Raw genomic sequence first — 26808 nt, 5'->3', positions numbered from 1 at the left:
GAGGAACTCCTTTCAGGAAATGAGTCAGGGCATGACGGGATTCTGCCGCCAGAGGGAGCCGCAGGCTTCTGTCAGTTCTGGATACGCCAGAGCGTACAGGTCGGCGGCCCGGCTCTCGGTCTCAAAGAGACGCTGAGCGTCAGGGAAGAGGGACCGGATGGCGGCGGGCTTCGTAATGACCGGAAGGCGGGCGGTTTTCCGCATCCGGCCCAGCAGCGCGCGACCGATCTCATTAGCGGCCAGGACTCGCAGGTAAGGGACGGAGGCGGGCAGCTTGGCGGGGGTCAGGCCCAGATAGGCCCAGAGGACCATCCGCCGCAGCCGGGCGTAAGCGTAGCGCTTGGTTTTGGCGTTGTCTAAAACGGCGTCGAGGGTGGCGGCGTTCCGGCTGGCGTTGTACAGCCGCTGGCCGACGCCCTCGTGTCCGGTGTCCAACGTATCGAATTCAGCCGGAGTCATGGACCGGAGCCGGGCCAGAATTGCCCGCTCACAGGCGGCGGCGAATACCGGCGCGCGGCCCGCAGATTCCTCCGCCTCGTAAACGGCCCTCATGGTCGGGACCATCCGGGACAGGGCATCGGCTCGGCGTCCTTCTGCCAGCAGGTGCCGAATGGCGGAGGCGGAATAGCCCCCGGCGTTCTCCGGGGCGGCGTCATGGGCCGCACCGGTCCGGGGGATCGTAAACAGCGCAGGAGCCGCGCCCACACGCAGCAGTGCCCGGCCGTATTCGATCCCAAGGGTGTTGTTGGGGGAGGACAGCAGGGCGGCATCCGATGGGGAAAGCAAGGCGGCCACGGCCCGCTGGCGGGCGGCGGCAAAGCTGTCCCCCTTGGTCAGTTCTGCTTGCAGAGCCGACTGAAAGGCATTGCCCTCCAGCGCCCTTGCGGTTCGCAGAAGAGCGGCGCTGTCTCCGCATTCGCTGCCGAAAGCCAGCACGTCCAGCAGCCCCGTGGCGGTGAGAACCTCGACGCCGCCTTGGGCGAATCCCTCGGCAGAGCTGACGGCCCAGGGGAGGGGTAGCTCCAATACCAGATCCGCCCCGCTCCGGACGGCGGCTTCCGCCCGGGCGTGACGGCGTACCAACGCAAAGTCACCCCGCTGGACAAAATCGCCGCTCATGGCGCAAATAATGGCGATGTCTTCGCCAAATTGCTGCCGGACGGCCTGTATCAGGGCGAGGTGACCATAGTGCAGGGGATTATATTCTGTTATGATACCAGCGGTTTTCACATTTGTCACCTCAAAGCGGTTACAAAATAATGTCAATTCGGTAAAAATGTAGGTTGTATCTTGTGGAGGATTTGTTATAATGAAAAAGAGAGTTTGCGCAAGTGCAAACATTATATTTACATTGTAGCTTAAATATGGAAAGCTGGCAAGGCTTTCCCAAAAGAAGAAGGAGATCCAACGATGAATATTCTGGTTATCAACGCGGGCAGTTCCTCTTTGAAGTATCAGCTGCTGAACCCCGAGACCGGCGTTCTGCTGGCCAAGGGCCTGTGCGAGCGCATCGGCATCGACGGCAAGTTCACCTACAAGCCCCAGATCGAGGGCAAGCAGGTCCTGGACGCCGTGGATGTGGCTATGCCCACCCATTCCGAGGCCATTCAGGCTGTGCTGAACGCTCTGGTGGACAAGGACAACGGCGTGATCGGCTCCATGAAGGAGATCGACGCTGTGGGTCACCGCGTGGTGCACGGCGGCGAGGCCTTCAACAAGTCTGTTCTCATCACCGATGAGGTCATGAAGGCTCTGGAGGACTGCATCCCCCTGGCTCCTCTCCACAACCCTGCCAATATCACCGGCATCAACGCCTGCACCGCCGTTATGGGCAAGGACGTGCCTCAGGTGGCCGTGTTCGATACCGCTTTCCATCAGACCATGCCCGCCAAGGCCTATATGTATGCTCTGCCTTATGAGTACTATGAGAATGACAAGGTCCGTCGCTACGGCTTCCACGGCACCTCTCATAAGTATGTCTCTCAGCGCGCTGCCGCTATGCTGGGCAAGAAGCCTGAGGAGCTGAAGCTGATCTCCTGCCACTTGGGCAACGGTTCCTCCGTCACCGCCGTGGACGGCGGCAAGAGCGTGGATACCTCCATGGGCTTCACCCCCCTGGCCGGTCTGCCCATGGGCACCCGCGCCGGCGATCTGGACGCCGGTATCCTGCAGTACCTGATGAATAAGTATGACATGAACATCGACACCATGCTGGATATCCTCAATAAGAAGTCCGGCGTTCAGGGTGTGTCCGGTGTGTCCTCCGACTTCCGTGATCTGGAGAATGCCCACAAGGACGGCAACGAGCGCGCCGGTCTGGCCGTGGATATGTTCAATTATGGCGTGAAGAAGCTCATCGGCGCTTATGCTGCCGCTATGGGCGGCGTGGACGCCATCATCTTCACCGCTGGCGTGGGCGAGAACAGTGCTTCTCAGCGTCTGGACATCGCCTCCGGTCTGGAGTTCATGGGCGTGAAGATGGACGCCGAGGCCAACAATGTCCGCGGCAAGGAAGCCGTCATCTCCGCCGCTGACTCCAAGGTGAAGGTCCTGCTGATCCCCACCAATGAGGAGCTCATGATCGCTATGGACACCGCTTCCATCGTCAAGGGCTAAGCTATATTCGATCCATCAAAGGGACCCTCGATGAGGGTCCCTTTTCTATACGGAGGAACTGATCTATGCAACTGAACACACTGTCTATGGTCCACGAATTCCTGCGCCGGACCGTGAAGCCCGGAGACTTCTGCATCGACGCCACGGCGGGAAAGGGCCGGGATACGGCCCTGCTGTGCCGCCTGACAGGAGAAACGGGCCGGGTGCTGGCCTTTGACATTCAGGAGGCGGCGGTGGCGCAGACCAAGGCCCTGCTGGCGGCGGAGGGCCTGACGGCGGAGGTGATCCGGGACAGCCACGCCAATATGGAGCGCTACGCGGTGGCGGAAACGGTGGACTGTGTGGTGTTTAACTTCGGACGGCTTCCCGGCGGGGACCCGTCTATCTTTACCCGGTCGGATACCTCCGTAGCGGCGTTGGAGGCGGCTCTGCGGCTGCTGAAGCCCGGCGGCGTCATCGCCATTGCCCTGTATTACGGCGGCGCCAACGGCTACGGGGAGCGGGATGCCGTGATGACATGGCTGGAAACGCTGGATGACCGGAAATTTTCCGTCCTCCGCTGCGATTGGGCCAACCGGCGGAACGATCCCCCGGTCCCCATTTTTATCTGGAAGGAATGATCGTTTTTTCCGTATTGCCATGGGCGAAGGGATTTGCTATCATGAAGCTGTAACGCGGCGCAGAAGCGCCGGTCCAGTCAGGAGGAGCATTTATGAAAGATCTGAAAGATACCTGCCGGGTGGCTGTGGTGCAGTGCGCCCCGGTGATGTTTGACAAAAAAGCCGGTACGGAAAAAATGGTGGAACTGATCCGGGAAGCCGGGAAAAACGGCGCGGAGCTGATCGTGTTCCCGGAACTGATCATCCCCTGCTACCCCTATGGCATGACCTTCGGCTACACCGTGGGCAGCCGGGACAAGGTAGGCCGTCTGGACTGGAAACGGTACTATGACAACTCCCTCTGCGTCCCCGGCCCTGAGACGGAGCTGCTGGGACAGGCGGCGAAGGAGGCTCACGCCTATGTCAGCATCGGCGTGTCCGAGCGGGGAGAGGACAGCGCCACGCTGTATAACTCCAACATCGTGTTCTCTCCCGAAGGCGAGCTGCTGAACGTGCACCGCAAGCTGAAGCCCACCGGAGCGGAGCGTCTGGTGTACGGTGACGCCAACAAGGACTATTTCCCCATCACCGATACCCCCTGGGGACCTATGGGCAATCTGATCTGCTGGGAGAGCTATATGCCTCTGGCTCGGGTGGCCCTGTACCAGAAGGGCATTACCCTCTACATTTCCCCCAACACCAACGATAACCCCGAATGGCAGGACACCATCAAGCACATTGCCATTGAGGGCCACTGCTTCTTCATCAACGCCGACATGGTGTTCACCAAGGAGATGTACCCCAAGGATCTCCACTGCCCGCAGGAGATCGAACAGCTGAGCGACATCCCCTGCCGGGGCGGAAGCTGCGTGGTGGACCCCTACGGCCACTATGTAACGCAGCCGGTGTGGGACAAGGAGGACATCATCTACGCCGATCTGGATATGCAGCAGGCCATCGCCAGCCGCATGGAGTTTGACGGCGTGGGCCACTACGCCCGGCCGGACGTATTGGAGCTGCGGGTCCATGAATAAACAGACAGCCGCCCTGACGGAAATTCCCATCGGGGCGGCTGCTGCCGTCTTACCAAAGAAAAACAGGCCTCATCTTGGCAGAGGAGGCCTGTTGCTTCGGAGTGATTTTTTTTACAGATGCAGGACCCGGTCCCGGATCTCCTGCGTCCGGCCCTGATTCCAGAACTGGGTGCCGATATAGCCGCAGGTGCGGCGGGCCACATTCATCTTGTCCTGATCCGTGTTGCCGCACTTGGGGCACTTCCAGATGAGCTTGCCGTTTTCCTCCACGATCTGGATCTCACCGTCCCAGCCGCAGACTTGGCAGTAGTCGCTCTTGGTGTTGAGTTCGGCGTAAATGATGTTGTTGTAGATGAACTTCATCACCTCCAGCACGGCGGGGATGTTGTTCTGCATGTCCGGCACCTCCACATAGCTGATGGCGCCGCCGGGGGAGAGGTGCTGGAACTGGGCCTCGAATTTCAGCTTGTCAAAGGCGTTGATCTCCTCCGTGACGTGGACATGGTAGCTGTTGGTGATGTAGCCCTTGTCAGTGATGCCGGGGATGATGCCGAACCGGCGCTGGAGACACTTGGCAAATTTGTAAGTGGTGGATTCCAGCGGCGTGCCGTACAGAGAATAGTCGATGTTTTCGGCTTTCTTCCACTCGGCGCACTTGTCGTTCATCTTCTGCATGATGGATAGGGCGAAGGGGGTGGCACTGGGGTCGGTGTGGCTCTTGCCGGTCATGTACTTCACGCATTCATACAGGCCCGCGTAGCCCAGAGAAATGGTGGAATAGCCGTTGTAGAGCAGCTTGTCGATGGTTTCGCCCTTTTTCAGCCGGGCCAGCGCACCGTACTGCCACAAAATGGGGGCGGCGTCGGAGGTGGTGCCCTTGAGCCGCTCATGGCGGCACTGAAGGGCCCGGTGGCACAGCTCCAGACGATCCTCAAAAATCTTCCAGAACTTGTCCAGATTGCCGCCGGAGGACAGTGCCACGTCCGGCAGGTTGATGGTGACCACGCCCTGATTGAAGCGGCCGTAGTACTTGTGCTTGCCGGGCTGGTAATTCTTGGCGTTGGCAATGTTGCCGATACCCGCGTCGGTGAAGCGGTCCGGCGTCAGGAAGGAGCGGCAGCCCATGCAGGTATAGACGTCGCCCTTCAGCTCCCGCATCTTCTTCTCGGAGATGTAGTCCGGCACCATGCGGCGGGCGGTGCATTTGGCGGCCAGCTCTGTGAGATACCAGTAGGGGGCATCCTCGGTGATGTTGTCCTCCTCCAGTACGTAGATCAGCTTGGGGAAGGCAGGGGTGACCCAAACGCCGTCCTCATTCTTCACGCCCTGATACCGCTGGAGCAGCATCTCCTCGATGATCATGGCCAGATCTTTCTTTTCTCGCTCGTTTTCAGCCTCGCCCAGATACATGAACACGGTGATGAAGGGAGCCTGTCCATTGGTGGTCAGCAGCGTTACCACCTGATACTGAATGGTCTGAACACCGCGGCGGATCTCCTCCCGCAAACGGGTCTCCACCAGCTCCGTGATCTTTTCCGCACCGGGGTCCGCGCCGATGGAGGCCATTTCCGCCTCCACGATCTTACGGATCTTCTGACGGCTGACCTCCACAAAGGGGGCCAGATGGGTCAGGGAGATAGACTGGCCGCCGTACTGGTTAGAGGCCACCTGCGCCACGATCTGGGTGGCGATATTGCAGGCAGTGGCGAAGCTGTGAGGCCGCTCGATGAGGGTGCCGGTGATGACGGTGCCGTTTTGCAGCATATCCTCCAGGTTCACCAGATCGCAGTTGTGCATGTGCTGGGCGTAATAATCAGCGTCATGGAAGTGGATGATGCCCTCCCGGTGGGCCTCCACGATCTCCTGAGGCAGCAGGATGCGCTCCGTGATGTCACGGCTCACCTCGCCGGCCATGTAGTCCCGCTGGGTGGAATTCACCACCGGGTTCTTGTTGGCGTTTTCCTGCTTGGCCTCCTCGTTGCAGCACTCGATCAGGGAGAGAATCTTCTCGTCGGTGGTGTTGGAGCGGCGGACCAGAGAGCGGGTGTAGCGGTAGGTCACATAGTTTTTGGCCACCTCAAAGGCGCCGTGGGCCATGATCTGGTACTCCACTAAATCTTGTATTTCCTCCACGGAGGGGGAGCGGTTCATCTTCAGGCAGGAGAACTCTACACTTTCCGCAATCCGCTGGATCTGCATGGGGGTCATCCGGATGGACTCGTCCACGCTTTCATTGGCCTTGGTGATGGCCGCAATGATCTTGGTGATATCAAAGGTTACCTCCGAGCCGTTCCGCTTAATGACTGTCATGCTGATCTTCCTCCATTACATTTTGAAAGGGCGCACAGGGCGCCCTCAATATTTTTGTAGCAAAAGAATCATAACATACAATATCTTGCGTTTCAAGGGCTGAAAACAGATTTGTAATATGTCATAAAAAGCGCAAGAAAACTTTGGCACCTATCTTTACCTCGGGGACAAAAGAGCGTATAATAATAAAAAATCAGGATCGGATAGGAGGAAAACTACGTGGATACGGTGCAAAAGCTGTTTCGCTTTTTAGACGAAAGCCCCACCTGCTACCATGCGGCGGCCAACGCCAAAGCGGCCTTGACGGCGGCGGGAGCGGTGGAGCTGCGGGAATCTGAGCAGTGGAAGCTGGAAAAGGGGACACTATATATTGTGGAGCGGGGTGACTCCGCTCTGGTGGCGTTCCGGGTGCCTGAGGGGCCGCTTCACGGCTTTTTGATGGCGGCGTCCCACAGCGATTCTCCCACCTTCAAGGTGCGGGAGACCGCAGAAGCGGCTTCCGCCGGCAATACCCTGCGGCTCAGCGTGGAGCCTTACGGCGGCGGTGTGTGGCGTGGCTGGCTGGATCGGCCCTTGTCTGTGGCGGGCCGGGTGATGATCCGGCAGGGAGACCGCCTTGTGAGCCGTCTGGTGAACATTGACCGGGATCTGCTGGTGATCCCCGGCGTGGCGATCCACATGGACCGGAGCGTGAACAAGGGAGCGGAGTTGAACCCGGCGGTGGACCTGTTGCCCCTGCTGGGCTGCGGAAAGGAGCCGGGGACCTTCCGAAAGCTCATCGCCGAAGCGGCTGGGGTGCGGGAGGAGCATCTGCTCTCCACGGAACTGTTCCTCTATCCCAGAACAAAAGCGGTGCAGACCGGCCTGAACGGGGAATTTATCGTTTCCCCCCGGCTGGACGACCTTCAATGCGTGTTCGGCTGTCTGGAGGGCTTTCTGGCGGCAAAGCCCGGCGGGAGCCTGCCGGTGCTGGCGGTGTTCAACAACGAAGAGGTGGGCAGCAACACCCGTCAGGGGGCGGATTCCACCTTCCTGACCGATGTGCTGGAGCGGATCGCCCACGGCTGCGGCCTTGACAGCGAAGCGTGGAAGGCAGCCGTCGCCAACAGCTTCATGGTGTCGGCGGACAACGCCCACGCCATCCACCCCGCCCACCCGGAGTACGCCGACAAGGGGGAGTTCCCGGTACTGGGCGGCGGCATCGTCATCAAGTACAACGCCAACCAGCGCTACACCACGGACGCCGTATCCGGGGCGGTGTTTCAGGCTATCTGTCAGGAGGCGGGGGTGCCGGTCCAGCGATACAGCAACCGGGCGGATCTCCCCGGCGGCTCCACCCTGGGCAATATCTCCACAGCCCATCTCTCCGTCCCCACCGTGGACATCGGCCTGCCTCAGCTGGCTATGCACAGCGTCTGCGAGACGGCGGGGGCGGCGGATACGGACCATCTGGTAAAAGCCATGACCGCCTATTTTTCCAGAGATTTTCACCGCGACCGTGACGGCGGCATCGTCTTTTGACAGGGAGGGCCTATGAAGCTACTTTTCAAGCAGCGGTTTTTCTCGTGGTTCGACAGCTATGACATTTATAACGAGGCGGGGGAGACGGTCTACACCGTGGAGGGCAAACTCTCGTGGGGCCATTGCCTTCACATTCTTGACGCCGCCGGGAACCACATCGGCACGGTGAAGGAGCGGGTGCTGACGCTGCTGCCCAAATTCGAGCTGTACGAAAATGATGAATATATCGGCAGTATCCAAAAGGCATTTACTTTTTTTACCCCGAAATTCGACATTGACTGCAACGGCTGGCAGGTTCAGGGCAGCTTCATGGAATGGGACTATCAGGTAACGGAGCCTTGCGGGGCGCTGGTGGCCACCGTCACCAAGGAGCTGTTCCACTGGACGGATACCTATGTCATCGACGTGGTAAACCCCGCCGACGCCCTCCGGGCGCTGATGCTGGTGCTGGCCATCGACGCGGAGAAGTGCTCCAGAAGCAACTGAATATACAGGAGCCGAGGCCGGACGCACAAGCGTCCGGCCTCGGTTGAGGCTGTCGATAAAGAGGTAGATTCTCCGCAACGGAAAGGAAGAGTGTGCGCGGGAAACCCAAGAAGGGTGTCCTGCGCCATTGAAATCCTTAGTTTTCAGAACTTTTATAAAGTTCTGAAAACTGGCTCAGCGGGGAGAAAAGACTTTTTCGACACGCTGAGCCGAGGCCGGACGCACAAGCGTCCGGCCTCGGTTATGTCAGTCGGGTTGTCTTTGAAACACGCCGTACCAGTCGGGGTCCTTTCGGAACAGCGCCGCCGCTTTAGCGACGGCGGCCTCCCGGTCGGCGGGACCGCTGACCAGAAACCGTCCCGTGTCAGGGTCGAAGGTTCCGATGGAGGCATGGTCTGCCGTGTCGGAGACCTCCATGATCAGCCCCGCAAAGTCTGACCAGTCCCGGTCAGCCCGCAGATGAAAGAGATCCCGGGTGCAGGTTTCCCCGCTGGGACGCCGGCTGAGTGCGGTGCCGAGGGACTTCTTGTCGGAAAAGGAGACACGGAACGTCCACCCCTCCTGACCGCTTTCAAAGCCGCTGACGGCAAAGGTGCCCTCAAAAACGCCGTAGCCCAGCAGGTTCCGGGTGTCATGACCGTGGATCACGACCGTGTGCTCCACGGCGTATGCCGGATCATTGAACCGGTATTCCGTGGCAGTGACGGTGGTATCGATCTTCCGGGCAAAGGGCAGACAGATGACGGCTGTCAGCAGAACCGCAAGCACGCAGAGAATCAGAATGACGCGCTTTTTCATGGGGGCCTCCTTTCTGATGGGGAGGGTTTATTCCTCCGGTTCCGTGGAAGTTTCAGCTTGTTCCGCAGCAAATTCCTCCTTGGCCTGCGCCAGAATTTTCCGCTCCACCTTGGTGGTGAGCTTCGATTCGTCAAAATTCGCAAACAGGTCCGGGCGGCGGGTCATGGTGCGCTTGTAGCTCTCCTTTTTTCGCCACGCGGCAACCTTGGCGTGGTCTCCGGAGAGCAGAATCTCCGGTACGGCCCGGTCATGCCACACGGCGGGCCGGGAATACTGGGGATATTCCAGCAGTCCGTCCCAGTGGGATTCCTCCTCAAAGCACTCGGCGTCCGGCAGCACACCGGGCACCATGCGGCACACGGCGTCCGCTACCGCCATGGCGGGGATCTCTCCGCCGGTGAGGACGAAATCGCCCATGGACAGTTCCTCGTCCACACACGCGTCGATGAACCGCTGGTCGATGCCCTCGTAGTGGCCGCAGACTAAAATCAGGTGGTCATATTGGGCCTTCAGTTCTCTGGCGACGGACTGGGTGAAGGTCCGACCGCAGGGGGACATGAAGATGGTCCGGCCGGGGCCGTAGGTGTTGACAACGTGCTCCCAGCAGCGGAACAGGGGGTCTGCCTGCATCACGGCCCCACGGCCTCCGCCGTAGGGGTAATCGTCCACCTGCATCTGCTTGTTGGTGGTGTAGGCACGGATCTGATGGGTGCGGATGGCGATATAGCCCCGCTCCTGCGCCCGGCCTAAGATGCTGACGTTCAGCATGGCGTCCACGGATTCCGGGAACAGGGTCAAAATGTCGATCTGCATGTCCATTTACAGCCCCTCCCAGACCTTGACCTCCATCCGTCCCCCGTCCAAATCAACGGAGCGGATAAAGGCGTCCTTCACGGCGGGGATCAGGATCTCCCGCTCACCCTTGACGGTGTAGACCTTGCTGGCGGGGTACTCGTCCACCGCCGTCAGAGTTCCCAGCAGGGCGCCGGTGTCACAGTCATAGACCTCCAGCCCCAGCAGTTCATCGTCAAAATACTCTCCCTCCGGGAGAACGATGTCGGCCCGGCGGAGGAACAGGTCTTTATTTTTATAGGTCAGGGCGGCGTTCATATCGTCCACGCCGGGGAGCTTCAGCAGCACCAGCTCCTTGTGGACGTGATTCGCCGTGGGGGCGACGGGCTGACCGTCGATATAAAAGGTTTTGCAGCGGGTCAGCAGCGCGGGGGAGACCCGGCGGGGCTGCACCCGCACCTCGCCCCGGATGCCGTGGGCGTTGACGATGCGGCCCACCCGGATAAATTCCTGCTTCATAAAGCACTCCTTGTCTGTGTTTGATTTCTTGCCTGTTATTATATACGTTTTCGGCGGGGCAGGCAATAGGAACCTGATTTCTGAAAAAATGGGAGACTTTTTTGTCGGCGATCTGCGCTTTCGTGCAATCAGCGTCTTGACGGACGGAAAAAAAGAGGGTATAAGTAATATGTTTTGCATACTGAAGAAGAGAGGAATCGTTTATGGAGACAAAACGTGCCAGTTGGGCCAGCAATCTGGGCTTCCTGATGGCGGCCATCGGCTCTGCGGTTGGCTTGGGTAATATCTGGGGCTTCCCCTACAAAATGGGTAAGTCCGGCGGCTTCGCGTATCTGGCGGTCTATGCACTGCTGGCAATTTTCGTGGGCTTTATCGTCATGGCCTCGGAGCTTGCCATGGGCCGCAAGACCGGGCAGGGCGCTATGGGCACCTATCACGCCCTGACGAAGAAATTCCGGTGGATCGGCTGGCTGGCGCTGTTCTCTCCCTTTGCGGTGATGGGCTTTTACGCGGTGCTGGGCGGTTACTGTATCGAATATATGGCCCTGAACCTCAGCAACTTTGCCTTCGGCAGCGAATCGCTGGCCACCGGCGGGGAACTGTTTGCCGCCATGCTGTCCAATCCTGCCGGAGCGGTGCTGTTTGCCGCCCTGTTTCTGGCTCTGTGCTATCTTATCAACCGGAGCGGTATTTCCGGCGGCATTGAAAAGTTCAATAACGTAGGCATGCCCACGCTGTTTGTCATGCTGGTGGTCATCATCATCCGCTCCCTGACCCTGCCCGGCGCTATGGAGGGCCTGAAGTTCATGTTCGTGCCGGGATACGCTGTGGAGGCCGGATTTGTGGCGGAGACGCCCAGCCTGCTGTCCGTGTTTGCCAGCGCCGGCGGGCAGATGTTCTTCTCCCTGTCTCTGGCGATGGGCGCCATGATCACCTACGGCTCCTACCTGAACCAGAAAGAGGATCTGGTGAAAAATTCCGCCATCATTGTGTTTGCGGATACGCTGGTGGCTACTATGGCCGGTATCGCTGTGATCCCCGCCGCCGTAGCCAACGGCATCGCCAGCGGAACGCCGCTGGACCAGATCAAGCTGGGCGGCCCGAACCTGCTGTTTGTCACCTTACAGGATGTGTTCCGGGCCATGGGCACCGCCGGCGCGCTGTTCGGCGTGATTTTCTATCTGCTGGTGCTGATTGCCGCCATTTCCTCCGCCATCGCCCTGATCGAAGTGGACATCACCTATTTCCTGGACCGGGCGGAGCAGAAAGGCAGAAAGGGAAACCGCCCCAAGGTGGCGTTTCTGGTCTGTCTTGCCATCTTCGCAGTTTCGGTGCTGGTAGGGATCGACGGTCTGGGTACCACCGGTGTGTTCCCCTGGCCTGCGACCGCCGGCTGGAACGATTCCATGCTGGACTTTGTGGATATGCTGTCTGAGGGCCTGGCCATGCCCATCGGGGCTTTGATGATGAGCATTATGGTGGGCTGGGAGATCCGTCCTCAGACGGTTCTGGACGAGCTCCATATCGGCTATACCGGCAGGATCGACACCTTCTATCGGATCTGCATCAAGTATATCACGCCCATCGGTATGCTGCTGGTGCTGGCGGGACAGGTGAACGATTTCTTCTCATTGAACTGGTTCTGATTGGTTCTGAATTGATTGAATCTATCGATAGGAAGATAGATTTTCCACAACGGTAAGGAAGAGTGTGCGCGGGAAACCCAAGAAGGGTGTCCTGCGTTGTTGAAATAATACATTTTCAGAACTTTTATAAAGTACTGAAAATGAATTCAGCGGGGAGAAAAGATTTTTCGACACGATGAATCAAGGGAACGGTTATTCCGTTCCCTTGATTTTTTACTATTACTATGTTCCGCTTTTCAGCAGGCCGGCCAGATAGCCGCTGGACCAGGCCCATTGCAGATTGTAGCCGCCGCAGTCACCGTCGATGTCCAGCACCTCACCGGCGGCGTATAGTCCCGGCACCAGGCGGCTTTGGAGGGTTTTGGGGTCAAACTCGGCGGTACGGATACCGCCGGCTGTGACCTGCGCCCCGTCAAAGCCCAGTACGCTGACCACCGGCAGAGCGAAGTCCTTGGCGGCTCCCGCGATCTTCCGCAGATCGGCGGGAGACAGGGATGCCACCGGGTCCGTCAGCCCGTAGCCTGCATACCGCAGGACCGTGCGGCCCAGACGGTTGTGGAGCACCCCGGCCAACAGGTTTTCCGTGGTCAGCTCCGGCATGGAACTAAGCCGCCTGCGGAGCAGCTCCTCGATTTCCGGTGTGGAAAGCTGGGGCAGCAAATCGATATGAAGTGTCAGAGGCCCTTTTTCCGTGGCGGCGGCCCGGGACAGCTCGAACACGGCGGGGCCGCTGACACCGAAGTCGGTAAACTGAACCTCACCCCGGCTGGCAGACACGGCGTCCCGATTCCGACAGAGCCGGAGGTCAGCATTGGCCCGGACGCCCTTCAAAGCCTTGACAAAGGTGTTGTCCGTCTTGATCTGCACCAGTGCGGGATACAGCTTGGTGACGCTGTGGCCCAAGGATTGCAGCAGCTCATAGCCGCTGCGGGTCCCGCCCAGCTTACCGCCGGCCATGCCGCCGCAGCAGACGATGACCCGGTCCGCCGGGAGGGTTTCCTCGGCGGAGAGGACGGTGAACCCCCGTTTTGTTTTCTTCAGGCCCGTCACCTCGAACCCGGCGCGGGTCATGACCCCGGCGGCGTCGGCGGCGAAGCGCAGCACGTCCACCACGCTGCCTGCCTGATCGGAGTAGGGATAGACCCGGCCATTGTCCTCCGCCGTTGTCAGCAGGCCCAGACCGTGAAAGAAATCCAGCGTGGCATCCAGACTCAGCGCTTCAAAGGCGGGGCGGATGAAAGCGGCGTCCTGTCCGTGATAGTAGGGAAGGCCCATGTTCAGATTGGTGAGGTTGCAGCGGCCGTTGCCGGTGGAGAGCAGCTTGCGGCCAACACGGGCTTGCCGCTCCAGCAGCGTGACGCTATGGCCGCCCTTGGCGGCGGTGATGGCGGCCATGAGGCCGGAGGCCCCGCCGCCGATAACGATGACATTCATGGTTGGCTCCTTTCGCCGCAATTCGGCACAGGAATATTGTTACGCTGTTCATTATACGGGACTTGAGCAGAAAAGACAAGAGCGGTCTGGACTCCCAACATAAGCAACGTTAATGACAAGGCTTATTGTGAAAGCATACCATAAATCAGCCTGTAAAGCATCCGTTTTTTGCCAACACCTGCTAAAGATACTAAAAATTTGGAAAAATGGTTGACAATGGCGAAAAGCGGTGCTAAGATGCAGTCAAAATTGAATCGCTTGATAGAGGCGCGGTATCCATCAGTACTCTCCACAAGGCCAGAGCAGCCGTGGAGTGGGAAAGGGGCCACCGCCGAAGTGTCAGGACAATGCCTGTTGTCCGGATGCTGGGTCGGCAGAGAAGATCTGCCGGACTGTCACAAGAATTTTTTGTGAAGCGCTATCATTGGCTGTTCGGAGACGTCCTATTTTCAAGGGACAGATTTTCCGTATATTCCATGAACCGCTTGGCAAAGCGGTTCATTTTTTTCATCATTCCTCGCCGGCGGGGAAGAAAAACGCCGGACAAGAAGGAGACAGTATGAGAAGAAGATGGATGAGCGCAATTCTGGTCCTGACCATGGCTCTGGCCCTCACCGCCTGCGGCGGCGACAGCAGCAGTTCCTCCAACAATGACAGCACCCCTGCGGAGACCACCCCCGCCGCTCCCACCGTGGAGATCCCCCCTGTGGAGGATCTGACCGGCACGGACACCAGCGCCATTCCGGGCCTGGAGGACGGTGTGCTCACCGTTGGCATGGAGTGCGCCTACGCGCCCTACAACTGGACCCAGATGGACGATTCCAACGGCGCGGTGCCCATTTCCAACGTTCCCGGCGCTTACGCCAACGGCTACGATGTAATGATCGCCCAGCGCATCTGTGAGACCTATGGTTGGGAGCTTGAGATCGTGTCCTCCGCGTGGGATTCCCTGTGCCCCGCCGTGCAGTCCGGCACCATGGACGCCAACATTGCCGGTCAGTCCATGACCGCCGACCGCATGAATGAAGTGGATATGGCAGGCCCCTACTACTACGCTACCATCGTGGTCCTGACCACCAAGGACAGCCAGTACGCCAACGCAGCCTCTATCGCTGATCTGGCCGGCGGCACCTGCACCTCCCAGTCCGGCACCATCTGGTATGATTCCTGCCTGCCCCAGATCGAGAATACCAACCTGCTGGCTCCTGCCGACAGTGCCCCCGCAATGATCATGCAGCTCCAGACCGGCGCTGTGGACTATGTCTGCACCGATATGCCCACCGCTCTGGCCGCCGTCGCCAAGGACGACAATCTGGTGATCCTGAACTTCTCCGGCACCGACGGCGACTTCCAGTTTGCTACTGAAGAAGAGCGGGCCGAGAACGTGAACATCGGCATCTCTGTCCAGAAGGGCAACACCCAGCTGGCCGACGCCATCGACACCGTCCTCTCCGCTCTGAATGAGGAGCAGTTCAACGCCCTGATGGATCAGGCTATTTCCATTCAGCCTGAGATCTGAGTGATCCGCCGGGGGGCTCCGGCCCCCCGGTGATCCCAAGAAACGCCCCGGCGCGGGGCCTCGCTGATTATTACAGATGATTGGAGACTGACCATGGATAAGTTTGTGAAGCTGGGACAGGATATGGTCCTGCTGTGGAGCAAGTACAAGGTGATGTACTGGGCCGGTATCTGGAATACACTGAAGCTGGCCTTCCTCGCCACACTGATCGGCTGCTTCATCGGACTGCTGTGCGGTGTGCTGAATACCATTCCTTATACGAAGAAGGACCCTCTGCCCAAGCGGTTCCTGCTGAAGCTGCTGCGGATCATCATCCGCATTTATGTAGAGGTGTTCCGGGGAACCCCCATGGTGCTGCAATCCGTGTTCATTTACTACGGCCTGCCCTACTTTTCCAATAACGCCCTCCGGTTCGACAATATTTTCGCCGCCGCGCTTCTGATCGTGGCCATCAATACCGGCGCGTACATGGCGGAATCCGTTCGGGGCGGCATCATTTCCATTGACCCCGGCCAGACCGAGGGGGCCAAGGCCATTGGCATGACCCATTTCCAGACCATGGTGAACGTCATCATGCCCCAGGCCCTGCGGAACATCATGCCCCAGATCGGCAACAACTACATCATCAACGTGAAGGACACCTCCGTTATGTTTATCATCGGCTTTACGGAGTTCTTCGCCCAGCACCGCTACATCGTGGGCGTCAACAATATGTACTTCCCCTCTGCTACCATTGAAATGATCGGCTACCTGACCCTGACGCTGATCGCATCCCTGATCCTGCGGCTGGTGGAAAAGCTCATGGACGGCTCTGACAGCTACGAGCTGGCCCAGGGAGATCAGCTGGTGATGGCGGCTGGCACTTACAGCCATCCCGACCGGGGAACACCCTTTGACGAGGTCAACCGGGAATACACCGGCGAGGAAAAGAGAAACCGCATCCGCATCGGCCTGAAAAACCGCAACGGCAGCACGAGAGGAGGACGCTGATATGAGCGAGAATATTTTAGAGATCCGCCACCTCGGCAAGTCCTTCGGCACCCATGAGGTTTTGCGGGATATTGACTTTACTGTCAAGAGGGGCGACGTTATTTCCATCATCGGCGCTTCCGGCTCCGGCAAGTCCACGCTGCTGCGGTGTGTCAACCTGCTGGAGACCCCCAGTAGCGGTCAGATCCTCTACCATGGCACCGACGTGGCGGGCCGGGGCGTCAATGCCCCGGAGTACCGCTCCCATGTGGGCATGGTGTTCCAGTCCTTCAACCTGTTCAACAATATGTCGGTCCTCAAAAACTGCATGGTGGGACAGATGAAGGTCCTCAAGCGCAGCAAGGAGGAGGCCCGGCAGCAGGCACTGAAATATCTGGAAAAGGTGGGTATGGCCCCCTATATCAACGCCAAGCCCCGGCAGATCTCCGGCGGTCAGAAGCAGCGGGTGGCCATCGCCCGGGCACTGGCCATGGACCCGGAGGTGCTGCTGTTCGATGAACCCACCTCCGCTCTGGACCCGGAAATGGTGGGCGAGGTGCTGAACGTCATGCAGGCGCTGGCCCAGGAGGGTATGACCATGCTGGTGGTGACTCACGAGATGGCCTTTGCCCGGGATGTCAGCTCACAGGTGGTGTTCATGCACCAGGGCGTGATCTGCGAACAGGGTACGCCGGCACAGGTCTTTGGCGACCCCCAACAGCGGGAGACGAAGGAGTTCCTGGCCCGATTCCGGGGCGTGGAATAAGGAGACTGCAATCGTAAAAGAGACCCCGGCGGCTGTTGAAACAGCCGCCGGGGGTTTTGGCTATTTTGCTTCAGAAACCAGTCAGAAAAGCTGCGCAGTACTCAAATAAAACAAAAAGATAAAACACAGCCCGCTGTTTGAAAACAGCGGGCTGTAAACATTCGGGAATACGCAGGTGCTTACATGGATTCGTGGAAGGTGCGCTTGACCACCTCCAGCTGCTGCTCGCGGCTCAGGCGGTTGAAGTTCACGGCGTAGCCGGACACACGGATAGTCAGCGTGGGGTACTTCTCTGGATGCTCCATAGCATCCAGCAGAATTTCGCGGTTCATCACGTTCACGTTCAGATGGTGCGCGCCCTGGACGAAATAGCCGTCCAGGATCTGTACCAGATTGCTGCGGCGTTCCTCGGCGGTCTTGCCCAGTGCGTTGGGCACAATGGAGAAGGTGTTGGAAACACCGTCCTGGCACACGGCCCGGTAGGGGATCTTGGCTACAGAGTTCAGGCTGGCCAGCGCGCCGCTCTCATCCCGGCCGTGCATGGGGTTGGCGCCGGGGGCGAAGGGCTCGCCCGCCTTGCGGCCGTCAGGGGTGGAGCCGGTCTTTTTGCCGTACATCACGTTGCTGGTGATGGTCAGGGCGGACAGCGTGTGAATGGCATCCCGGTACAGCGCGTGCTTTTTCAGCTCAGCAGAGAAGTAGGAAACAATTTCCACAGCGATATCGTCCACCCGGTCATCGTCATTGCCGTACTTGGGGAAGTCACCCTCGGTGACGAAATCCACCGCAATGCCGTTTTCATTGCGGACGGGCTTCACCTTGGCAAACTTGATGGCGGAGAGAGAGTCGGCGGCGATGGAAAGACCCGCCACGCCGAAAGCGGCCAGCCGCTCCACCAGCGTATCGTGGAGGGCCATCTGGCTGGATTCATAGGCGTATTTGTCATGCATAAAGTGGATGATATTGATGGTGTCCACATACAGCTCGGCAACGTAGGAGAGCACCTTCTTGTAGTTCGCCAGCACCTTGGGATAGTCCAGCACCTCGTCATCGTCCTTCTGAATCTCGGGGATGACCAGCAGGCCCTTTTTCTCATCCACGCCGCCGTTGATGGCGTACAGCAGGCTCTTGGCCAGGTTGGCACGGGCACCGAAGAACTGCATCTGCTTGCCTACCGCCATAGCGGATACGCAGCAGGCGATGCAGTAGTCGTCGCCGTACATGGGGCGCATAATGTCATCATTTTCGTACTGGATGGAGTCGGTGTCGATGCTCATTCTGGCGCAGTAGCGCTTGAAGGCGTCGGGGAGGTTCTGGCTCCACAGAACGGTCAGGTTGGGCTCAGGGGCGGTGCCCAGATTGGTGAGGGTGTGAAGGTAGCGGAAAGTGTTGCGGGTCACCAAAGTGCGGCCGTCGATGCCCATGCCGCCCAGAGACTCGGTGATCCAGGTGGGATCACCGCCGAACAGCTCATTGTATTCCGGAGTACGCAGATGGCGCACCAGCCGCAGCTTGATGATGAACTGGTCGATCAGCTCCTGCGCGCCGGCTTCGTCCAGCGTGCCGTTGTCCAGATCCCGCTGGATGTAAATATCCAGGAAGGTAGCGGTGCGGCCCAGGCTGGTGGCAGCGCCGTTGTTTTCCTTTACACCGGCGAGATAGGCCATGTACAGGCTCTGCACAGCGTCATGGGCGGTCTCGGCGGGCCTGGTGATGTCACAGCCGTAGCCCTTGGCCATCAGGGCCATCTCCTGCAGAGCGCGGATCTGCATCTGCACTTCTTCCCGCAGGCGGATACGCTCGTCGGTCATAGCGCCGTCCAGAGCGTCCAGATCCTTTTTCTTCTCTTCAATCAGAAAATCAGTGCCGTACAGGGGGACACGGCGGTAGTCGCCCACGATGCGGCCACGGCCGTAAGCGTCGGGCAGGCCGGTGAGCAGGCCCACAGTACGGGCCACTCGGGTGCGGTGGGGATAGGCGTCGAACACACCGTCGTTGTGGGTCTTGCGGTAGGTTCTGAAATGCTTTTCAATTTCGGGGTTCAGCGTGTAGCCGTACTGCTCCAGAGCGGATTCGGCCATGCGCATACCGCCGTACAGGTTTACGATGCGCTTCAGGGGAGCGTCGGTCTGCAGGCCGATGATCACCTCATTGTCCCGGTCAATATAGCCGGGAGCGAAGTTATTGATGCCGGAGATGGCATCGGTTTCCACATCTAAGATCCCCTTGCGCAGCTCCTCTAAAATCAAGGCGTGGGACTTGTCCCAAACCTTCTGAGTGCGTTCGGACGTTGGGGCCAGAAAGCTCTCGTCACCGGCGTAGGGGGTGTAGTTCTTCTGAATGAAATTACGCACGTTGACGAGATGACGCCACTCGCCGGTACGAAAGCCCTTCCAGGCGCTGCAGTTTACATCAATAGGCATAGTTTTATACGCTCCTGTCTATTTTATTTAAATATGGAATTCACGGTCAAATCGCTGCTGCCAGTCAGCCAAGGCTTCCGGCGGAAGGGCGGGTACGTCCTCTAAGGAATACGGGATACCCAGTGCATGATACTTGTTCGCACCCAGCGTGTGGTAGGGCAGCAGCTCCACCCGCTGAATGTTGTGGATCGTATGCAGATACGCGCGCAGCCCTTCCAGATGGGCGTCGGAATCCGTGAGTCCGGGGACCACCACGTGACGGATCCAAAGAGGCGTACCGGCCTTTTGCACGGCGGAGAGGAATTGTAAAAACTCCTGCGGAGACTGTCCCGTGATGCTGTGGTAGCCGTCCAGCGAGAAGTGCTTGATGTCCAGCAAAACGAGGTCGGTATGGGCCAGAATCTCCTCGTAGCCGCCGCTGCCGCAGCCTGCGGTGTCAATGCAGGTGTGGATGCCCGCGTGTTTGCACAGGCGCAGGACCTCACATAAAAAGTCCTTTTGCAGGAGCGGCTCGCCGCCGGAAAAGGTGACGCCGCCGTTATCGCCGAAATACGGCTTGAAGCGGAGAAGCTTGTTCACCAGCTGTTCAGGCGTGAAGATCTGCTCTTTTCCGCTGCGCATGGCCCAGGTGTCGGGGTTGTGGCAGTAGCGGCAGCGCAGGCGGCAGCCCTGAAAGAATACCACCGTGCGAATACCGGGGCCGTCCACAAGACCCATTGATTCAATGGAATGGATGTATCCCTCGATCAAATAGAAAAACCTCCTTTTCAACAGATCAAATGATCCGTATAAAAAGAAAAAGCCGCACCGATCTGAGCTTTTTCTGCCCAGACGGTCGGCTGGTTTCACGATCATACTCCATGTGGTAACATCCACTTCCGTCAGTCATATGATCACCATGCCCATAGTATATGGGCTTTGGAAGCTTTTGTCAAGCACCAACGCGCGGTGACTTTCTCAACGTGTATACGCCGGAGGAGTGGAACGCAGCGCGGCAGATAGCCAGAGCTTTGCCCGCAAGCTGAACAGGGAAGGGGTCAAACTCTATGGGTGACAGCCTGCGCTATCAGGACTGCTTTGAAAAGCGGCACATGACCTGCGCAGTGCGGAAATCTTAAATGGAGTGTGACGGCGGTGACGATTTAGTTGTGCGGCAGACAATGGAGAAAATGCGAAAATGCAAGGTTCAACTTTATAGTGACCGAAAGGTTATACGGGCCGCTCCGGAATGCCACAGCTGTTTGAGCATTTCGCCTGTATGCAAAAGAAAGCACACCCGTTGACACGGGGTTGGTGTCGCAGTGGGCAGATACATGAGAGACTGTGGCGTTTTACCGCAAAAACAGCATATACCATTATTTCATAGCAAACTATTGAAAAAAGTTATAGGCCATTCGACGAACTTTATGTGGAACTTTTTTGCTTCGACAGCCTATTATACTGTATTTACAGTATTTACAGCGGTAGGAGGGCCGTATATTTGCCAGAACAGGATAGGAGACCGGGACAGGGGATGCGGCATGCATTAAGTAAAAATAACGTAAATGCTTTGCTATCGACAAAGCGCTTACGTCATTTGAAACATTTTTGGACTTGCAAACTTGCAATGTGTAGAGTTATAATCATATCAAGAACGTAGCTGTATTAATATGGCCTGCCCCTCAGTAGGAACGGAGGAGCAGTTTCTAAGATACAGCTTGCTCAGTAGGCTGATCCGCCCGATTAGGGGGCCACCTCAAAGGGCGGAGAGTCTTCGCGTTAAATACAGGGAAGAATAATAGGAGGAATTACGTTCATGGCAAAAAACAAAGTGTTTAAGACGATGGACGGTAATGAGGCTGCCGCATACGTATCTTATGCGTTTACCGAGGTAGCTACCATTTACCCCATCACTCCTTCCAGCCCCATGGCTGACCATGTGGATGCATGGGCTACCAATGGCAAGAAGAACCTGTTTGGCCAGCCCGTAAAGCTGGTCGAGATGCAGGCGGAGTCCGGCGCGGCCGGCGCAATGCACGGCTCTCTGGAGACCGGCTCCCTGACCAGCACCTACACTGCTTCTCAGGGCCTGCTGCTGATGATCCCGCCCATGTACCGTATCGCCGGCTCTCAGCTGCCCGGCGTTATGCACGTCTCTGCCCGTACCGTGGCCACCCACTCTCTGTCCATCTTCGGCGACCACTCCGACGTCATGGCCTGCCGCCAGACCGGTTGGGCACAGCTGGCTTCCGCCAGCGTGCAGGAGAGCATGGACTTGGGCGCCGTTGCCCATCTGTCTGCCATCAAGGGCTCTATCCCCTTCCAGCATTTCTTCGATGGCTTCCGGACCTCTCACGAGATCCAGAAGATCGAGGTTCTGGACTATGAGGATCTGGGCAAGATGCTGGATTGGGACGCTGTTCAGCGCTTCAAGGATCATGCCCTGAGCACCGAGCATCCCACTCTGCGCAACACTCTGCAGAATCCCGATACCTTCTTCCAGTCCCGCGAGGCCTGCAACAGCGCCTATGATGCGCTGCCCGCCATTGTCGAGGAGTACATGGGCAAGATCAACGAGGTCACTGGCCGCAACTATCAGTTGTTCAACTACTACGGTGCTCCCGATGCTGAGCGCGTTGTGGTGGCTATGGGCTCCGTCTGCGAGACCCTGCTGGAGGTTGTTGATTATCTGGTGGAGCGCGGCGAGAAGGTCGGCTTCATTCAGGTCCACCTGTTCCGTCCCTTCTCCATGGAGCGTCTGCTGGAGAAGATCCCCGCTACCTGCAAGTGCCTGACCGTTCTGGACCGCACCAAGGAGCCCGGCGCTCCCGGCGAGCCTCTGTATCTGGACGTGTGCGACGCCCTGTGGGAAGGCAAGCGTACCAACATCGAGGCTCTGTGCGGCCGTTATGGCCTGGGTTCCAAGGATACCACTCCTGCCCAGATGAAGGCCGTGTTCGACAACATGAAGGGTGAGAAGAAGAACCACTTCACCGTCGGCATCAACGATGACGTTACGCATCTGTCCCTGCCCGTTGGCGAGAACATCGTCACCGCCGGCAAGTCCATCATCTCCTGCAAGTTCTGGGGCCTGGGCTCCGACGGTACCGTTGGCGCCAACAAGAACTCCATCAAGATCATCGGTGACCACACCGATCAGTACGCTCAGGCTTACTTCGAGTATGACTCCAAGAAGTCCGGCGGCGTTACCAAGTCCCACCTGCGCTTTGGCCATGAGCCCATCCACAGCACCTACTATGTCACCATGGCTGACTTTGTGGCCTGCCACAAGACCTCTTACATCAAGGACTTCGATATCGTTTCCGAGATCAAGCCTCACGGCACCTTCCTGCTGAACACCAGCTGGACCGGCGCTGAGCTGGAGGAGCACCTGCCCAACCGCGTGAAGCGTCAGATCGCCGAGCGTGAGATCAACTTCTACACCATCGACGCTACCGCTATCGCTATGGAGCTGGGCCTGGGCAACCGCACCAACACCGTGCTGCAGGCTGCCTTCTTCAAGCTCTCCGGCATTATCCCCATTGAGGACGCCGTGAAGTACATGAAGGCCGCTATCGTCAAGTCCTACTCCAAGAAGGGCCAGAAGATCGTTGACATGAACAGTGCCGCCGTTGACAGAGGTGTTGACGCCGCCGTGAAGATCAACGTTCCCGAGTCCTGGAAGACCCTGGCTGACGACACCAAGGCTCCCGATGCAAGCCTGCCTCACTACATCCGTGAGATCCAGATCCCCGTCAACAAGCAGGCCGGCGATGCCATCCCCGTGAGCGAGTTCATGCCCTACGCTGATGGTGTTACCCCCTCTGAGACTTCTAAGTATGAGAAGCGCGGCATCGCTGTGAAGGTTCCTCAGTGGATTCCCGAGAACTGCATTGGCTGCAACAAGTGCGCTCTGGTCTGCCCTCATGCTGCTATCCGTCCCTTCCTGCTGAACGCGGAGGAAGAGGCTGCAAAGCCTGCCGCCTTCGTCACCAAGGAAGCCAAGGGCAAGGGCTTCGAGGGCCTGACCTTCCGTATGCAGGTCGATCCTCTGGACTGCCAGGGCTGCGGCGCCTGCGCCAATGTCTGCCCCGCCAAGGAGAAGGCTCTGGTCATGGAGCTGCTGGATACCCAGATGCCCGAGCAGGAGAACTGGGAGCATGCCCTGACCCTGTCCACCAAGACCAACCCCATGGACAAGTTCACCGTCCGCGGTTCTCAGTTCGAGCGTCCTCTGTACGAGTTCAGCGGCGCCTGCGCCGGCTGCGGCGAGGCTCCTTACATGAAGCTTATGTCTCAGCTGTTCGGTGACCGGATGTTCGTTACCTCCGCTACCGGTTGCGCTTACGTTGTGGGTTCCTCCACTCCTTCTTTCCCCTATGTGGCCAATGAGAAGGGCCATGGTCCTGCCAACTCCAACTCCCTGTTCGAGGATAACGCCGAGTATGCCCTGGGCATGAAGCTGTCCATCGACCAGATGCGTCGTCAGATGGCTGCTCACGCCGAGGCTGTGGTGGCTTCTACCTCCGACGCTGCTCTGAAGAGCGCTCTTGAGGCTTGGCTGGCTGAGGGCGATAACGGCGACAAGACCCGTGCTCTGTCCGAGGCTGTTGTGGCTGCTCTGAACGCCACTGCTGAGACCTCTGATGATATCGCCTTCCTGAAGGCCAACAAGGATGCTCTGCCCAAGAAGAGCGTCTGGATGTACGGCGGCGACGGCTGGGCTTACGATATCGGCTTCGGCGGTCTGGACCATGTCCTGGCTTCCGGCGCTGACGTGAACGTCCTGGTTGTCGATACCGAGGTGTACTCCAACACCGGCGGTCAGGCTTCCAAGGCCACTCAGCTGGGTGCCGTGGCTCAGTTCGCCAACGGCGGTAAGAGAACCGGCAAGAAGGATCTGGGCGCCATCGCCATGACTTATGGCAATGTCTATGTTGCTCAGGTCGCTATGGGTGCCAACGAGCAGCACCTCATCACGGCTCTAAAGGAAGCTGAGGCACATCACGGTCCCTCCATCCTCATCGCTTACGCTCCCTGCATCAACCACGGTATCTCCAAGGGCATGAGCCAGGCTCAGCTGGAGGAGAAGCTGGCCAGCGAGTGCGGCTATTGGCCCCTGTGGCGCTATGTGCCCGAGCTGAAGGCCGAGGGTAAGAATCCGTTCATCCTGACCAGCAAGGAGCCCAATGGCCAGCTGCTGGACTTCATGATGGGCGAGACCCGTTTCGCTTCTCTGACCAGAACCTTCCCCGAGACTGCCAAGGTCCTGTTTGCCGAGGCCGAGGAGTTCTGCGCTCAGCGCTATGCCAAATACAAGCATCTGGCTGAGCAGTAATTGTCGGTCAGAATCAGCACGAAACATGAAATTGGTGTGAAAGCAAACCTTGCTTTCTGATGTAATCTCGTCTTGTATGGGTACAAGTTCAAATGCAGCAGCGACTCAGGAAAACAACTGAGGTTACATATCCGTTTTCTGTTTTTACTCTTACCATACTCTCTCCGCATAAAAGGCTCTCTGGCATATTGCCAGAGAGCCTTTTGCATATAATTGGGAAACGATCATGTTGTACCGCTGTGCCGCGTTACCCGCAAGGGCAGCGTATTCGATCATCATGCATTCCGCAACAGCAGGTTGCTTGTCATACCGATAACTTTGGGGTATGATGACCGTGAGGTGATGATCGTATGGATACAAAGGATATGATTCTGGAACTCAGGACAAAGATGGGACTGTCACAGGACGAGCTTGCGGAAAAGGTGTTTGTGACCCGCCAGGCGGTTTCCCGCTGGGAAAACGGAGAAACAACGCCGAATATTGAGACATTGAAGCTGCTCTCAAAGCTCTTTGATGTCTCCATCAATACGCTGCTCGGCTCACCGAGACAGCTTATCTGTCAATGCTGCGGGATGCCCCTTGCAGACGGGGACATCAGCAGGGAGACAGACGGCTTTTTCAATGAGGAGTACTGCAAGTGGTGCTATGCTGACGGCGAGTATATGTACCACGATTTAGACGATCTGATCGAGGTCTGCGTGCAGAACATGGCCAGCGAGGAATTTCCCGCCGAACAGGCGCGGGCCTACCTGAAGAATACGCTGCCAAAGCTCAATTACTGGAAGCGGTATGAAAATCTCGGCGGCGCGGAAGCCTTTGCGCAGTATAAGCAGACACTGATGGATGAATTCAACGATCTGCATATTGACGGGATGCCCAAGGTGGAAAAGCTCAACGCGCTTGTAGGCAAGTATATCAACCTTGCATACCGCCTTCCCAACGGAAAAACCGTCAAATTCCTTGACGATCAGGCGACCTACCTCGGCAACCAGCTGGAATGTGAGTTTGGCGGCGACCGCTGCTTCGGCATTGCCGCAAATATGGATTTTCTGCTGGTCTGCACCTATGAGGAAAACGGTAAAAACCCGGAGCTGGTCGTTTACAAGAAAAGATAGCAAAAATCAGATGCACGCCGTGAGACGTGCATCTGATTTTCTTTGACTGAACAGGCTGACGGAAAAGGGCGCGTCTGTGTGCCGATCCTGCAGGGAATCTGCCAGCGGGCAGGCATGTTCTGTAAGGACGCGGCCAAAACGCCCATGATCCAGCGCCAGCGGTGTGATTACCGAGCAGGTATTTGACTTGGATCGATCACACACCAGAAGCCGGCTGCACCTTCCGTGATGCGAACGGCCTTTTTGCAGTGAAACCTATCAAAAATTGACAATATGGCTCAAATCAGGTAGGATTGCAGAGAGAAAGCAGCTGGCTTTTGCGGGGAAGAACGTATTCATGGAGGCTTCTAATGAGTGAAATGATAGAGAATACAGGCATGGACCGGAAGAAATTGGAAACGTTCACCTTGGAAACCTATCCGGCAAGCGCGGACCGTCCGTGGCTCCAATATCCCAATTATGAGGTGTTCCGCCACAGCAGCAATCAAAAATGGCTTGCGGTTATTATGGATCTGCCGAAAAGCAAGCTTGGACTGCAAGGTGAGGAGCGGATAGACGCTGTCAACTTGAAATGCGGTCCCATTCTGGCAGGCTCGCTGCTGATGGAGAACGGCTTTTTTCCAGCCTATCATATGCGGAAGGACAGCTGGATTACCGTTGCACTGGATGGCAGTGTGGCGGATGACAAAATTAAAATGCTGCTCGATGTAAGCTATCAGGCAACAGCACCAAAGGTGCGCAAAAAGAAGGGCTGACAGCGTTTGAAAGGGAAAACGGCAGCTGCTGAATCGAAAAGAAAAGGGGACACAGGCTCCTCGGTGGGTCCGGACACGAGAGAATCTTAACGATTTTTAGCGAAAACACGTCTTGACAACGGGCAGAAAACCGTGTATTCTTCGTTCAAAAGGGAGTAGCTTGCACAGCTTTGTGTATCCGTTGGCGTC

20 protein-coding genes and 2 riboswitches are annotated in these 26808 nt (G+C 57.8%); of the genes, 12 read left to right on the top strand and 8 right to left on the bottom strand.

Annotated features, from left to right (window positions below; genetic code table 11):
- Positions 1–24: 24 nt before the first annotated feature.
- A complete protein-coding gene (locus H8Z83_RS03240) occupies positions 25–1230 on the bottom strand; it encodes a nucleotidyltransferase family protein (protein ID WP_187013732.1) in 1206 nt (401 codons plus the stop codon).
- Between the two features lie 180 nt (positions 1231–1410).
- Between H8Z83_RS03240 and H8Z83_RS03235 the strand changes: the two genes are divergently transcribed.
- The 3 genes from H8Z83_RS03235 to H8Z83_RS03225 all read left to right on the top strand — a co-directional run bounded on the left by H8Z83_RS03235 (position 1411) and on the right by H8Z83_RS03225 (position 4249).
- Positions 1411–2616 (top strand): acetate/propionate family kinase, encoded by a 1206-nt coding sequence (locus tag H8Z83_RS03235; RefSeq protein ID WP_187013731.1) that lies wholly within the window; start codon positions 1411–1413, stop codon positions 2614–2616.
- 65 nt (positions 2617–2681) lie between these two features.
- A complete protein-coding gene (gene mnmM / locus H8Z83_RS03230) occupies positions 2682–3236 on the top strand; it encodes a tRNA 5-(aminomethyl)-2-thiouridylate-methyltransferase MnmM (protein ID WP_187013730.1) in 555 nt (184 codons plus the stop codon).
- Between the two features lie 92 nt (positions 3237–3328).
- Positions 3329–4249 (top strand): carbon-nitrogen hydrolase family protein, encoded by a 921-nt coding sequence (locus tag H8Z83_RS03225; protein WP_187013729.1) that lies wholly within the window; start codon positions 3329–3331, stop codon positions 4247–4249.
- Positions 4250–4360: 111 nt separating this feature from the next.
- Here H8Z83_RS03225 and nrdD read toward each other — a convergent pair whose 3' ends face one another.
- Positions 4361–6559 carry an anaerobic ribonucleoside-triphosphate reductase gene (nrdD, locus tag H8Z83_RS03220; protein WP_187013728.1) on the bottom strand — a complete coding sequence of 733 codons (2199 nt, stop codon included), beginning with the start codon at positions 6557–6559 and terminating at the stop codon, positions 4361–4363.
- A gap of 219 nt (positions 6560–6778) precedes the next feature.
- Between nrdD and H8Z83_RS03215 the strand changes: the two genes are divergently transcribed.
- Positions 6779–8080, top strand: coding sequence for a M18 family aminopeptidase (locus H8Z83_RS03215; protein ID WP_187013727.1), 1302 nt, complete (start codon positions 6779–6781; stop codon positions 8078–8080).
- 12 nt (positions 8081–8092) lie between these two features.
- On the top strand, positions 8093–8566 hold the full coding sequence (locus H8Z83_RS03210) for an LURP-one-related/scramblase family protein (RefSeq protein WP_187013726.1): 474 nt from the start codon (positions 8093–8095) through the stop codon (positions 8564–8566).
- A gap of 246 nt (positions 8567–8812) precedes the next feature.
- On the opposite strand, the gene H8Z83_RS03205 is transcribed toward H8Z83_RS03210, so the two are convergent.
- Genes H8Z83_RS03205 through rimM form a run of 3 tightly spaced genes read right to left on the bottom strand, consistent with a single transcriptional unit; the run spans position 8813 to position 10675 of the window.
- The gene (locus H8Z83_RS03205) at positions 8813–9364 is read right to left on the bottom strand and encodes a hypothetical protein (RefSeq protein ID WP_187013725.1); all 552 of its coding nucleotides are present in this window, start codon (positions 9362–9364) and stop codon (positions 8813–8815) included.
- Positions 9365–9391: 27 nt separating this feature from the next.
- Positions 9392–10177 (bottom strand): tRNA (guanosine(37)-N1)-methyltransferase TrmD, encoded by a 786-nt coding sequence (trmD, locus tag H8Z83_RS03200; protein WP_187013924.1) that lies wholly within the window; start codon positions 10175–10177, stop codon positions 9392–9394.
- Between the two features lie 6 nt (positions 10178–10183).
- Positions 10184–10675: a ribosome maturation factor RimM gene (rimM, locus tag H8Z83_RS03195; protein WP_187013724.1), complete on the bottom strand. Its 492-nt coding sequence runs from the start codon at positions 10673–10675 to the stop codon at positions 10184–10186.
- A 203-nt stretch (positions 10676–10878) separates the two neighbouring features.
- Between rimM and H8Z83_RS03190 the strand changes: the two genes are divergently transcribed.
- Positions 10879–12321 carry a sodium-dependent transporter gene (locus tag H8Z83_RS03190; RefSeq protein WP_187013723.1) on the top strand — a complete coding sequence of 481 codons (1443 nt, stop codon included), beginning with the start codon at positions 10879–10881 and terminating at the stop codon, positions 12319–12321.
- A 222-nt stretch (positions 12322–12543) separates the two neighbouring features.
- Here H8Z83_RS03190 and H8Z83_RS03185 read toward each other — a convergent pair whose 3' ends face one another.
- Positions 12544–13755, bottom strand: coding sequence for a BaiN/RdsA family NAD(P)/FAD-dependent oxidoreductase (locus H8Z83_RS03185; RefSeq protein WP_187013722.1), 1212 nt, complete (start codon positions 13753–13755; stop codon positions 12544–12546).
- 254 nt (positions 13756–14009) lie between these two features.
- A riboswitch (Lysine riboswitch) is annotated at positions 14010–14184 on the top strand.
- Between the two features lie 130 nt (positions 14185–14314).
- Between H8Z83_RS03185 and H8Z83_RS03180 the strand changes: the two genes are divergently transcribed.
- From H8Z83_RS03180 to H8Z83_RS03170, 3 genes are all read left to right on the top strand, one after another.
- Positions 14315–15274, top strand: coding sequence for a transporter substrate-binding domain-containing protein (locus H8Z83_RS03180; RefSeq protein ID WP_187013721.1), 960 nt, complete (start codon positions 14315–14317; stop codon positions 15272–15274).
- Positions 15275–15367: 93 nt separating this feature from the next.
- A complete protein-coding gene (locus H8Z83_RS03175) occupies positions 15368–16264 on the top strand; it encodes an amino acid ABC transporter permease (RefSeq protein WP_187013720.1) in 897 nt (298 codons plus the stop codon).
- A gap of 1 nt (position 16265) precedes the next feature.
- Positions 16266–17009, top strand: a complete 744-nt coding sequence (locus tag H8Z83_RS03170; protein WP_187013719.1) for an amino acid ABC transporter ATP-binding protein — start codon at positions 16266–16268, stop codon at positions 17007–17009.
- A 179-nt stretch (positions 17010–17188) separates the two neighbouring features.
- On the opposite strand, the gene pflB is transcribed toward H8Z83_RS03170, so the two are convergent.
- Positions 17189–19432 carry a formate C-acetyltransferase gene (gene pflB, locus H8Z83_RS03165; RefSeq protein ID WP_187013718.1) on the bottom strand — a complete coding sequence of 748 codons (2244 nt, stop codon included), beginning with the start codon at positions 19430–19432 and terminating at the stop codon, positions 17189–17191.
- Between the two features lie 27 nt (positions 19433–19459).
- Positions 19460–20182, bottom strand: a complete 723-nt coding sequence (gene pflA / locus H8Z83_RS03160) for a pyruvate formate-lyase-activating protein (protein ID WP_187013717.1) — start codon at positions 20180–20182, stop codon at positions 19460–19462.
- Between the two features lie 68 nt (positions 20183–20250).
- A riboswitch (ZMP/ZTP riboswitch) is annotated at positions 20251–20331 on the bottom strand.
- 896 nt (positions 20332–21227) lie between these two features.
- Between pflA and nifJ the strand changes: the two genes are divergently transcribed.
- The 3 genes from nifJ (at position 21228) to H8Z83_RS03145 (ending at position 26619) form a co-directional block, all read left to right on the top strand.
- A complete protein-coding gene (gene nifJ, locus H8Z83_RS03155) occupies positions 21228–24749 on the top strand; it encodes a pyruvate:ferredoxin (flavodoxin) oxidoreductase (protein WP_187013716.1) in 3522 nt (1173 codons plus the stop codon).
- 350 nt (positions 24750–25099) lie between these two features.
- A complete protein-coding gene (locus H8Z83_RS03150; protein ID WP_187013715.1) occupies positions 25100–25864 on the top strand; it encodes a zinc ribbon domain-containing protein in 765 nt (254 codons plus the stop codon).
- A gap of 350 nt (positions 25865–26214) precedes the next feature.
- Positions 26215–26619 carry an MmcQ/YjbR family DNA-binding protein gene (locus H8Z83_RS03145; protein WP_243184710.1) on the top strand — a complete coding sequence of 135 codons (405 nt, stop codon included), beginning with the start codon at positions 26215–26217 and terminating at the stop codon, positions 26617–26619.
- Positions 26620–26808: the final 189 nt, after the last annotated feature.

The sequence above is a fragment of the Dysosmobacter segnis genome (genome assembly GCF_014297285.1).
In the GTDB taxonomy this organism is placed as follows: Bacteria; Bacillota; Clostridia; order Oscillospirales; family Oscillospiraceae; genus Oscillibacter; species Oscillibacter segnis.
This window is presented reverse-complemented; position numbering and strand designations above follow the sequence as displayed.

Excerpts from the sequence above, each read along its gene's own strand:
- H8Z83_RS03235 (WP_187013731.1), top strand. The coding sequence starts at position 1,411 with ATGAATATTCTGGTTATCAACGCGGGCAGTTCCTCTTTGAAGTATCAG.
- mnmM (WP_187013730.1), top strand. The coding sequence starts at position 2,682 with ATGCAACTGAACACACTGTCTATGGTCCACGAATTCCTGCGCCGGACC.
- H8Z83_RS03225 (WP_187013729.1), top strand. The coding sequence starts at position 3,329 with ATGAAAGATCTGAAAGATACCTGCCGGGTGGCTGTGGTGCAGTGCGCC.
- nrdD (WP_187013728.1), bottom strand. The coding sequence starts at position 6,559 with ATGACAGTCATTAAGCGGAACGGCTCGGAGGTAACCTTTGATATCACC.
- H8Z83_RS03210 (WP_187013726.1), top strand. The coding sequence starts at position 8,093 with ATGAAGCTACTTTTCAAGCAGCGGTTTTTCTCGTGGTTCGACAGCTAT.
- H8Z83_RS03205 (WP_187013725.1), bottom strand. The coding sequence starts at position 9,364 with ATGAAAAAGCGCGTCATTCTGATTCTCTGCGTGCTTGCGGTTCTGCTG.
- trmD (WP_187013924.1), bottom strand. The coding sequence starts at position 10,177 with ATGCAGATCGACATTTTGACCCTGTTCCCGGAATCCGTGGACGCCATG.
- rimM (WP_187013724.1), bottom strand. The coding sequence starts at position 10,675 with ATGAAGCAGGAATTTATCCGGGTGGGCCGCATCGTCAACGCCCACGGC.
- H8Z83_RS03190 (WP_187013723.1), top strand. The coding sequence starts at position 10,879 with ATGGAGACAAAACGTGCCAGTTGGGCCAGCAATCTGGGCTTCCTGATG.
- H8Z83_RS03185 (WP_187013722.1), bottom strand. The coding sequence starts at position 13,755 with ATGAATGTCATCGTTATCGGCGGCGGGGCCTCCGGCCTCATGGCCGCC.
- H8Z83_RS03180 (WP_187013721.1), top strand. The coding sequence starts at position 14,315 with ATGAGAAGAAGATGGATGAGCGCAATTCTGGTCCTGACCATGGCTCTG.
- H8Z83_RS03175 (WP_187013720.1), top strand. The coding sequence starts at position 15,368 with ATGGATAAGTTTGTGAAGCTGGGACAGGATATGGTCCTGCTGTGGAGC.
- H8Z83_RS03170 (WP_187013719.1), top strand. The coding sequence starts at position 16,266 with ATGAGCGAGAATATTTTAGAGATCCGCCACCTCGGCAAGTCCTTCGGC.
- pflB (WP_187013718.1), bottom strand. The coding sequence starts at position 19,432 with ATGCCTATTGATGTAAACTGCAGCGCCTGGAAGGGCTTTCGTACCGGC.
- nifJ (WP_187013716.1), top strand. The coding sequence starts at position 21,228 with ATGGCAAAAAACAAAGTGTTTAAGACGATGGACGGTAATGAGGCTGCC.
- H8Z83_RS03150 (WP_187013715.1), top strand. The coding sequence starts at position 25,100 with ATGGATACAAAGGATATGATTCTGGAACTCAGGACAAAGATGGGACTG.
- H8Z83_RS03145 (WP_243184710.1), top strand. The coding sequence starts at position 26,215 with ATGAGTGAAATGATAGAGAATACAGGCATGGACCGGAAGAAATTGGAA.